7 protein-coding genes are annotated in these 10,932 nt (G+C 54.6%); all 7 read left to right on the top strand.

Going from position 1 to position 10,932, the window contains the following annotated elements:
* Positions 1-263 precede the first annotated feature (263 nt).
* The 7 genes from PTZ19_RS20565 (at position 264) to PTZ19_RS20535 (ending at position 10,916) form a co-directional block, all read left to right on the top strand.
* Positions 264-1,892, top strand: a complete 1,629-nt coding sequence (locus PTZ19_RS20565) for a response regulator transcription factor (RefSeq protein WP_276357309.1) — start codon at positions 264-266, stop codon at positions 1,890-1,892.
* A gap of 4 nt (positions 1,893-1,896) precedes the next feature.
* Complete coding sequence (locus tag PTZ19_RS20560) at positions 1,897-3,711, top strand: cache domain-containing sensor histidine kinase (RefSeq protein ID WP_276357305.1); 1,815 nt, start codon at positions 1,897-1,899, stop codon at positions 3,709-3,711.
* A 111-nt stretch (positions 3,712-3,822) separates the two neighbouring features.
* Complete coding sequence (locus PTZ19_RS20555) at positions 3,823-5,232, top strand: ABC transporter substrate-binding protein (protein ID WP_276357302.1); 1,410 nt, start codon at positions 3,823-3,825, stop codon at positions 5,230-5,232.
* A 147-nt stretch (positions 5,233-5,379) separates the two neighbouring features.
* Complete coding sequence (locus tag PTZ19_RS20550; RefSeq protein ID WP_422615024.1) at positions 5,380-6,312, top strand: carbohydrate ABC transporter permease; 933 nt, start codon at positions 5,380-5,382, stop codon at positions 6,310-6,312.
* The gene (locus tag PTZ19_RS20545) at positions 6,309-7,148 is read left to right on the top strand and encodes a carbohydrate ABC transporter permease (RefSeq protein WP_276357299.1); all 840 of its coding nucleotides are present in this window, start codon (positions 6,309-6,311) and stop codon (positions 7,146-7,148) included. The genes PTZ19_RS20550 and PTZ19_RS20545 overlap by 4 nt, the downstream gene beginning before the upstream one ends.
* Before the next feature lie 48 nt (positions 7,149-7,196).
* Positions 7,197-9,083, top strand: coding sequence for a beta-L-arabinofuranosidase domain-containing protein (locus PTZ19_RS20540; protein WP_276357298.1), 1,887 nt, complete (start codon positions 7,197-7,199; stop codon positions 9,081-9,083).
* Positions 9,084-9,101: 18 nt separating this feature from the next.
* Positions 9,102-10,916: a family 43 glycosylhydrolase gene (locus PTZ19_RS20535; protein WP_276357295.1), complete on the top strand. Its 1,815-nt coding sequence runs from the start codon at positions 9,102-9,104 to the stop codon at positions 10,914-10,916.
* Positions 10,917-10,932 lie beyond the last annotated feature (16 nt).

Genomic DNA, 10,932 nt, shown 5'->3' with positions numbered 1-10,932 from the left:
ATCCCGTCACCGCGACGCATTTATGTAACTTTTTTACATAACTCCTCCGTACAAAGCTTCTTCAACAATCTAAACTTTTTCTTGTGCCATTAACGTTGGCTTCAACGCAGCCTGCGATCGGCTTGTATGGCCAATCGCCCAATCAGCGACCCCCATTTCCAATCATTTTCCCCTCCCTTTCTTTCCGGCTTTTCTTGAAATCATGTTACCATTGAGATAGAGATCTACAATCCAGGACCATTCGCCTAAGGAGGACTAGCACGATGCTGCGAGTTCTGGTCGTCGACGACGAACCCCGGCAAAGGAAGATTTTGTCCAGCATCATCCACGAATTCCGCGCGGAATACGAAATGTTCGAAGCCAAAAACGGGGAAGAGGCGTTAGGGATTTGCACGGAAAGGAAAATGGACATCGTCTTCAGCGACATTCGCATGCCCAAGCTGGACGGTCTGAGCCTGATCGAAAACATCTACGGGCACAATCCCCAATCCAAAATCGTTATCGTAAGCGGTTACAGCGACTTCGCGTATGCCCGGCGGGCACTGGATTTGCGCGTGCACGGATACATTCTGAAACCGATTCAAAGAGAATCGATCCAAGACAGCCTTCGGCAAATCGAGGAAGAGATCCGCAAGGATCGGAGCAGCCGTCAGGAGAAGGAAGCGATGGCCGTACAGCTTCACAAGCTGAAGCCGCTTTATTCCGATCTCCTGTTGAACAAGTGGCTGAAAGGGGAGCATACGCAGTCCGAACGGGAGGAAATCGAAGCGCTGCTGGGACCCCGCGGATGCGGATGCGCGATCCTATCGCGAATCGGCAGTCCGGAACCGGAAAACGGCGCGGAGTTTGCGTATACGCCGGAAGAAAGGAACGAAATCAAGTGGAATATCCGGACCTGGGTGAATGAAACGTTGCGCCCGTACGGACGCGTCGTTTCATTCTTCATGCATCAGAACGCGGATGAAATGGCGAGTCTGATCGTTGCTTCCGCGGAGTCGGAACTTCGCGGCGACAGCCTGTTGACCGATCTGCGGACATTGGCGGATCACCTGTTCCAGGAGTACGGGATTTCCATGTCGTTCGGCGTCGGACAAGCGGAACCGGATATCCTGACGTCCGTTCCATCCGGATTCCGCACGGCGGAAGCGGCGTTGCGCTGCCGGTTTTATCTGAGCGATCAAAAAGCCGTCCGTTATTCCGACATTCAGGATCGATATTCGGAAGAACGCAAGGGAAGTTTTCCGATCGACGAGGATTTCAAACCGATCGTCCATGCGCAGAAACCCTTGAGCATGGACGTACTGGACCGATGGCTGGAAAAGCGGTTGGGTGACCGCTTCCCGGAACCGGAGCTGCTGCTGGACGACGTACGCAGGCAACTGCTTCAGTTGCTCCATGACGTTCGGAATATCGTGCCGGAGGATACGATCGGCGATCTGGCGCGAAAAATCAATCAACGGTTTCATCCCGCGTTTTGTCCAGACCTGCAGACATTCAAAAAGCATGGCGTGAAGATGCTGGGGGAAATGGCCGCCGCCGTTCAACTGCAGAAGGATAACAAAAACTACATCGTGATGGAACGGTGCCTGCATTACGTCCACGGCCATTTCGGAGAAGAATTGTCCCTGGAGGAGCTGTCGAAAAAATATTATTTCAACCCTTCGTATTTCAGCACGCTGTTCAAAAAGTATACGGGCAAGCACTTTACCGAGTACGTAACCGATCTTCGCGTAGAAATCGCCCGCAAAATTTTGCTGGAATCGGACAAAAAGATTTACGAGGTGGCCCGAGAAGTCGGATATCGGGACGTGAAATACTTCAATAAAATTTTCAAAAAACGCTACGGACTGACTCCGGAGGAATGCAGGATCTTCGGCAAAGGAAGGGAATAGCCCGATGAAGGACAAACTCTACCGCTGGAACTCCAGAATCAAACTCCGGACCAAGCTGTTCCTCTTGTTTTTCGCCCTGATGATGGTGACGTTGATCTTGTCCAGTTACGGATATTATAGCTACAGCCTGGACGACGCGATGAATCAATACGGCAAGGATGCCTATCAGAACATTCGCCAGAGCAACACCATTCTGGACCAGAAATTATCGAAAGTCGTCAAAAGCAGCGAGCTCATGATCAAGGACGGGGAAATCTACCGGATCTTCAACACGATCAACCCGAAGGACCCCAATGATTTGTTGAAATACGACCGCGAATTGAGAAGGATCATCGGCAAGTATTTCGACTATGACGAACAACTCTACTCCCAGACGATCATGACGAGTTATTATACCTTCGGTCAAGGCTTCATTCCCTACGACGGCTTTATGGAATCGGCATTATACCGGCATATCCAGAAGGGGAACGGGCGGCTGGTATGGGAACCGACTTATGATTTCGTGAAAATGTTCCAACAAGAGTCGCTCGCGAACTCCGATATCGACGATTTCCGGTATCTTTTCTCCTGCGGAAGAGTCCTGAACGTGTTCGACAACTCGACGGGGGAAATCACCAGCCTGGAGCACGACAGAGAGCGGCCGGTTTTGCTGATCAACTTCAAATCGGATTTTATCGCGGATACGTTCAAGAATCTCTCCTTTCACGATAACCAGCTGTTTTTCATTATCGCGCCGGACGGAAGCCTCGTATACTCGAACCGTGATACCGTCCAATCCGAAGTGTTGCATGCAGGATGGATTTCGGAGGTTTTAAGCGGCAAGACGGGTACGCTCCGCGTCAAGGAAGGCCGGGATACGATGGTCGTCAGCTACGATACCTCGCCCGTTACCGGCTGGACGTTGGTATCCGCCATCCGCAACAAGGATCTGATCCCTCAGGTTTCCCCGAACATTATCGCCACCGTTACGAGACTGGGCGCCGTCGTCTTGATGGTATCGCTGATCCTGGCTTACCTGATGTCCATGATGTTCACCAAACCGCTGAGCAAATTGACGGCGGCGATCCGGAAAACCGGCCGGGGCGATTTCGAGAGCCGAATTCCCGTGCGGGGATACGGAGAGATCGATCAAGTCATCCGAAGGTTCAACGACATGAACGATAAGATTCAACAGCTCATCCATGAGAATTACGAGGTCAAACTCCTTGAAAAGCAGGCCCAGATCCATCAGTTGAATACGCAATTGAATCCGCATTTTCTATACAACACGCTGAATCTGATCAATTGCATCGCCATCGAGCAGGAAAGCGACGAAATCGGCAAGATCGTATCCTCGTTGTCCCGGATGCTGCAATATACCGTGGAGAACGACAAATCCACGGGGACATTGCGGGAGGAGCTGGAATGGCTGGAAGGATACGTCTTCATCATGCGCTGCCGATTCGAAGGACGACTGGATTATGCTTGTTTCGTGGAACCCGAGTTGATGAACGGCGAAGTTCCCCGGTTGTTTTTGCAACCCTTCGTCGAAAACGCTTTTCTGCACGGCTTCGAGCATATGGAGGACGGCTGCGTACTGCGGATTTCCGGATGGCGGGAGAATCGCCGCCGCTATTTTTCCGTACGGGACAACGGTCAGGGCATAAGCTCCGAACGGATCGCGGAAATCATGAACGAGAAAGGTTCGTCCGTCGGGATGCGGAATGTGCACCGGCGGCTAAAGCTGATGTACGGCGATGAATACGGAATCACCGTCCAGTCCAATCCCGGAAGGGGAACGACGATCCTGATCTGTCTGCCCGAAGCCGCCGGCCCATAAACGAATGAGCCTCCCCCTTTTACAACGATCGTCGAATTTGATGTTCATCCCGGGCGTGGCATACTAAGCTTGCATCCAAAATGAAAGCGCATAAAAAAGGGAGGAACAGGCATGAGGAAGCGGCAAAAGGCCGTCGCGGGGGCGGTATTGGCCGGGATTCTGACGGTGATGGCGGGTTGCGGCTCCGGCGGCGGCAACGCCAACCAAGGAAATGACGGAACCGCCGGTCCGCAGGCATCTCCGTCGGAGACGTCCGTCCAGTCGAACGAGAAGGTTCATCTGCGGTTTACGTATTGGGGTTCGACTTACGAGAAAGAAGTCATCAGCAAGGCGATCGACAAGTTCGAGAACGATACGGGGATCAGCGTAGAAGGGATTATCATTCCGTCCGAGTACGAAACCAAGCTGACCACGATGATCGCTTCGAATGACGCGCCGGACGTCGGCTATTTGGGACCGCCTACGGCGTACAAATGGTACGAGGACGGAAAGCTGGCCAATATCAAAGAACTTTTCCAGTCGGATACCGAAACGGTGGAATCGGACTTCGTCGACGGAGTCATCGCTAGAAAGGGCGACGGCATCGTAGGGTTGATGAACAACCTCGAGTCGTTTGCGCTGTTCTACAATAAAGATGCATTTGCCGAGGCGGGAGTAGAGGCGCCGCCGACCAAGCCGGAGAATGCCTGGACCTGGGATCAGTTCATCGAGGTCGCCAAAAAGCTGACCATCGACAACAAGGGAAGGAATGCGCTGGATCCCGCATTCGACGCGAAAAATATCCGTCAGTACGGATTTAACATGGATTTATGGTCCGGTCCCTTGGAAGCGCTTTTGCTTCGCAACGGCACGCAATATTTCCCCGATATGGGAGATACGACGGGCATCGGCACCCCGGCGTTTAATCAAGTGTTCCAAAACGTGGCGGATCTGATCAACGTCCATCATGTCATGCCGAGCCCTACAACGGCCAAGAGCATGCCCGCGCCGGCCGTCGCCCTCCAATCGAAGCGTTATGCCATGGTATTGGACGGACAATGGGTTTGCAACGATTTCGCCAAGTCGAAAGGTTTGAATTACGGCATCGGGATCATTCCCAAAATGACGTCGACCACGGCCGTATACAGCGGAGCGCTTGGCGTCGTGTTCTCCGGTTCGAAGCACCCCAAAGAAGCCTGGATGCTGCTCAAATACATCACGAATCCGGAGATTTCGCCGGAGCTGTTCCGGGATGGACTCTGGATGCCGAATCGCAAGGCCTACTACACGGACGAGAGCAAAATCGCCGCTTGGGCTTCGCCCAGCGCGGCAAGGGTCGAAGGCTACAAGGACGTGCTGGTCGATCCGATCGTAGGCGACAGTCAGGTGACGTCGGAGGTCTACGTGAAGAACTTCGGCGACATTAACAACTTGCTGTTCCCCGCGCTGGACCAAGCTTGGACAGGCAAAAAGACGGTCGATCAGGTCATGGCGGAAACGATGCCCAAAATCAAACCGCTGCTCCAAGGAACCGTCAAGTAATCCTGGCTGCCGGATTTCAAGAGGAAGGGGATGGAACGGACGCCGCGTATCGCGAACATATGGAACGAAGTTCCAGAATGTTTCCGAAGCCGTCCGTTCTTCTTTTTCCGGGAATCCATGACAAACTTTTGAGAAAGCGTGATGGGTATGCATCCAAACCAACAGGCCATTGCACCCAAGGTGCAACCTGGATTCAGGATCAGGAAAGAGACGATTTACGGCTATGGGATGGCGGCCCCGGCCATTTTGGGATTTTTCATTTTTACGCTGGGTCCTCTGCTGGCCAGCTTGTATTTAAGCTTTACCGATTATTCCATCACGAACGATTTCCGTTTTATCGGTATCGAGAATTTCAGGAGATTGTTCAGCGGGGAAGACAGCTTCTTCTATAAATCTTTGTTCGTCACCCTCTATTATGTCGCGTTGGCCGTCCCCGTCAGTTTATTGGCGGCGTTCGCGATGGCGCTGCTGCTTAAAAACAACGTCAAAGGAAAAGCGTTCTTTCGCGCCGTGTTTTATTTGCCGTCGATCGTACCGGTCGTCGCGACCTCGACGATTTTCATGTGGCTGCTGAATCCCGATATCGGCCTTTTCAACCAAATCCTCGAATTTCTGCATTTGCCGACCAGTCAGTGGATATACGACGAATCCACGGTCGTTCCGACGATGGCGTTCATGAACGTATGGTCGGTCGGAGGCACCATGTTGATCTTTCTGGCCGGATTGGAGTCCATCCCCGACCATTATTACGAAGCGGTCGAAATCGACGGCGGGGGCATCCGGCATAAATTGACGGCGGTAACGCTGCCCATGATGACGCCCACGATTTTTTTTAATCTGATTATAGGAATCATCAACGGTTTTCAGTCTTTCTCCGAAGCTTACATCATGACCGAAGGCGGGCCGAACAACGCTTCGCTGTTCTACGTGGTCTACCTGTATCGCGAAGCGTTTACCAATCAACGAATGGGCGCCGCGTGCGCGATTGCCTGGGTGCTGTTCGCGATCATCATGCTCCTGTCCGTCATCGTCTTCCGTTCGTCCAGATCCTGGGTTTATTACGAGGGTGAGAAATCATGACCGCGAAACATAGATTCGGTGTGCCTAGGCTTCTTTTGTATCTCTTGCTTGCCTGCGGTTCGGCGGCGTTTATTTTGCCCCTGGCGTGGATGGTTCGCAGCGCGTTAATGGACGCTTCCCAGATTTTTATCGTCCCCCCGGTCTGGGTGCCCGAACCCATCCGTTTCGGCAATTTCAAGACGGCGCTGGATACGGTGCCCTTCGGCCGTTACTTGATCAACACGATGATCATCGTCGTGGGGAACGTGACGGGTGCGGTGCTGACCAGCGCGTTATGCGCCTACAGCTTCTCCAGGCTTCGTTGGCGGGGCCGGGATTTCTTCTTCGGCTTGCTGATGGCCGGCATGATGCTGCCCTTCGCGGTTACGCTCATCCCGACGTTTCTCGGGTGGCGGACGGTCGTCGGTCCCAACAGTTACCTGCCCTTGATCTTGCCGGCCTGGTTCGGCGGGGGCGCATTCAACATTTTCTTGATCCGGCAGTTCATGAAGACCATTCCGAAAGAGTTGGACGAAGCCGCGTTGGTGGATGGCGCCGGTTATTTCCACATTTTTGTCCGCGTGATTTTTCCGTTGTCCAAATCCGCCGTTATCGTCGTGGCGCTGTTTCAGTTTTTGGGCGTATGGAACGATTTCCTGGGGCCGCTGGTTTACGTCAATAAAGAATCGATGTTTACGCTGGCTTTGGGCTTGCAGCAATTCGTCGGGTATTATACGGCCCAATGGGAGCTGCTGATGGCGGCGGCTACGATGATCTTGATCCCGCCCATCCTCTTATTCGTGATCGGGCAGAAATATTTTATCAAAGGGATTGCCGTATCCGGGATTAAAGGCTAAAGGGATTCGCGGATCGACAAGTTGAAACCCACTGGGAGGAAGCCAGCCATGATCGAGTTGAAGGGAAACAGCGTTCTCGTACGCGACGGGGAAGTCAAACGGAGAGAAGCGGCGAACCGGGCCTATTTGATGAAACTGGACAGCGATCATCTCCTGTTTAACTACAAGCTGGAAGCGGGACGTTATTCGGGCAGGGACATCCCCGAAGGAGCGCACGGAGGATGGGAAACGCCGGTGTGCCAGCTGCGGGGCCATTTTCTCGGCCATTGGCTGTCGGCGGCCGCGATGCATCATTTCGAGACGGGAGACCCGGAGCTCAAGGCGAAAATCGAAGTCATCATCGAGGAATTGGCCGAGTGCCAAAAGGACAACGGGGGGCGGTGGGCAGGTCCGATTCCCGAGAAATATTTGCACTGGATCGCGAAGGGCAAGGAGATCTGGGCGCCCCAATACAATCTCCATAAGCTACTCATGGGTTTAGTAGACGTCTATCGGTATGTCGGGAACGCGAAAGCGCTGGAGATCGCGGATTCGTTCGCGGACTGGTTCGCGGATTGGAGCGGCGGATTTTCCAGGGAGCAATTCGACGACATTCTGGACGTGGAAACCGGCGGCATGCTGGAGGTTTGGGCGGATCTCCTGCAGATCACCGGCAAGGAGAAATACAAGACGCTGCTGGATCGGTATGATCGCAGCCGGCTCTTTCAACCTTTGCTGGAAGGCAAGGACCCGCTCACGAATATGCACGCGAATACGACCATTCCGGAAGTGCTCGGCTGCGCCCGCGCATATGAAGTGACGGGCGAAGAGAGATGGATGGACATCGTGAAGGCGTATTGGAATTGCGCGGTGACGGAAAGGGGATGCCTGGCCACGGGCGGACAGACGGCCGGCGAAGTCTGGATGCCGAAGATGAAAATGAAGGCCCGCCTGGGGGACAAAAACCAGGAACACTGCACGGTCTACAACATGATCCGCTTGGCCGAGTTTTTGTTCCGGCATTCCGGCGACCCCGCGTACGCGCAATACATCGAATACAACCTTTATAACGGAATCATGGCGCAGGCCTACTATCGGGAGTATCGGCTGAACGGCAACAAGCATCCCTATCCGGAAACCGGACTGCTCACGTATTTCCTGCCGATGAAGGCCGGCTTGCGCAAGGATTGGAGCACGGAGAAGGACAGCTTCTTCTGCTGTCACGGCACGATGGTCCAAGCGAACGCGTCTTGGAATCGGGGAATGTATTATCAGGACGGGGACGGCATTTATGCCTGCCAGTATTTCGACTCCGAGGTCACCGCGGATATCGGGGGCGTTCCCGTGCGGATCCAGCAATCGCAGGACCGGATGAGCGGGAGCCTGATGAATTCCTCGAATACCGCGGGGTATCAGGGAATCAACGAAATCACGGCGATTCACGAAAATATGCCGCCCTACCGCAAGCACGATTTTGTCGTACGGACCACCGAGCCGCATGCTTTCACGTTCCATTGCCGGATTCCGGATTGGATCCTGTCGGAAGCATCCGTCTACGTCAACGGCGTCCTTCACGGAAAAACCGCCGACAGCGGCCGATTCTATTCCATCCGCCGAGTCTGGAACGATGGCGATAAAGTCAGCTTGATCCTGCCGATCGGGATCCGCTTCGTCCCGTTGCCGGACGACGAACATATGGGCGCCTTCCGTTTCGGCCCGGAGGTGCTGGCCGGCATAGGCGAGGAAGAAAGGATTTTGTATGTCGACAATGAAGACGTCGCTTCCGAAATCGAGATGGAGAACGAGCGCGAATGGGGAAGCTGGCGATTCTTCTTCAAAACGGTCAATCAGGACCCGTCCGTTCAACTCAGGAGAATTCGGGACATCGGATACGAACCGTACCAGATCTATTTCAAGGTGAAAAAGTCCGAGCAGCGCCGGTCGAATCGATCTTAAGGAGCGTGCGAACGAACGATGGCAGCCCCAGGCTTCGAGGACGGGATACGTGTCCTATGCTATACGCGAGAGCCGTTGGAAGAACAAATTTACGCACCGAAGCTGGCCTACAGCATGCATCTGGCTTACTGCGAGGACGGCTTTGGCTATCGGGCGTTGAATCGCAACTCCGGCGTGCTGTTTGCCAAAGCCGTCGAAAATCCGGACGGCACGCTAAGCGCCAAAAGCTTGAAAAACCCCTATCTGTTTAATCTGGCTGACGGCACGTTCGGCGTGGCCGCGGTGCGCACGGGGCCCGAGGGCGGCCCGGACGAAGACAGCAAGGGAGCGGTATTGCTGTTCAGCTCGCCGGATCTGGTGCAATATCGGGAGATCGGACTATTGCGTTTGAAAAAAGACGCGATCGTCCAGCGCGTAATGTGCGAATATGACGGCGCGCATCAAAGGTACGTCATTCGCTGGAGCGACACGGACGGGAATTTCTATCGGAATTTTTCCGACGATATTTTGGACCTGAACGGAGCATCGTCGCCGGAGCGAGCGGAGGCTTATGCGCCGGCATCCATAGACGCCGATATCGAAGGGATCGTGCCGGGCAACGCGATATCGGTCGCGCGGGCGGCGGCGGATCGGCTTCTGCGGAAACTCGCGGTTCCTTCGAACGTTCGCAACGACGTTCCGGAACGGGTCGTTGCCGCAGCCGAAGAGGAATTGAAGGAGATTTACGCGACGGCCGTCTACAGCGACGGGACGAGCGCCGTCAAAAAGGTGGACTGGCAAACGGCAGGAATCGATTGGAACCGGGCGGGAAACCATCGGATTACCGGCCGCATCCGTCAGGAGCGGTATCCTTTCCCGCTCGCGGTCAACCGTGCGGATCCTTGTATCGCCAGGTGGCGGGGAAACTATTATTTTATCGCGACCAACGATGCGGACGGCAACCGGACGCTGTCGATCCGGGAGGCAGAGACGATACGGGGGCTGTTCGACGCGGAAGAAATCAAGCTTCTGGACACGGAGACGTATGGCCATTTGAAAAACTTTCTTTGGGCGCCCGAGCTTCACGACATTGGCGGCGACCTGTACATTTTCCATGCGGGAAGCACGGGGGAATTCGCCGACATTCAATCCCATGTCATGAAGTTAAAGAAAGGGGGGAACCCGGCGAAAGCCGAAGATTGGGAAGTCCCGGTCCGAGTCGTCCGCAGCGACGGCAGGCCTCTATTCGAGGCCGGAATTACGCTGGACATGACTGTCATTCAATGGAAGGATCGCGTCTATGCCGTTTGGGCGCAGCGTCGATTCGTCCCGCAAGATCTGGGCTCATGGATCTACATCGCGGAAGCCGATCCGGCGGAACCTTGGAAGCTGAAGAGCGATCCGGTCCTTCTCTCGCGGCCCGAGTACGGCTGGGAGAACAACCGCACGTTCGTCGACGAAGGGCCGTTCGCCCTCATCACGGACAAGAAAATCTTCGTGACCATCGCCTGCGCGCTGGTCGACGCGACTTACTGCGTCGGGGTGCTCGGCGCGGATTTGGACGCCGACCTGCTGGACGCGGCCAGCTGGACCAAGGGGAATTATCCGATCCTGACCTCGAGGAGCGTGCCGGGCGAATACGGGCCGGGCCATAATTCTTACGTGACCGATGAAGACGGCGTCATCTGGAACGTCTACCACGCGCGGGCAGGCATCGACCAGCCCAGATGCGCCGGCGTGCGCCGCGTCCACTTCGACGTCGACGGATACCCCGTGCTGGATCTGACGGAAGAGCGGGACTTGAACCCGGACTTGGCAGAAGTATCCATAGAGCTGATCGTGAGGCCATCTTAGATGGCCTCTTTTTTTT

Origin of the sequence: Cohnella caldifontis (assembly GCF_029360585.1) — a bacterium.
In the GTDB taxonomy this organism is placed as follows: Bacteria; Bacillota; Bacilli; order Paenibacillales; family Paenibacillaceae; genus Cohnella; species Cohnella caldifontis.
The sequence above is the reverse complement of the archived record's forward strand: the minus strand, read 5'-3'. Positions and strand labels throughout refer to the sequence as shown.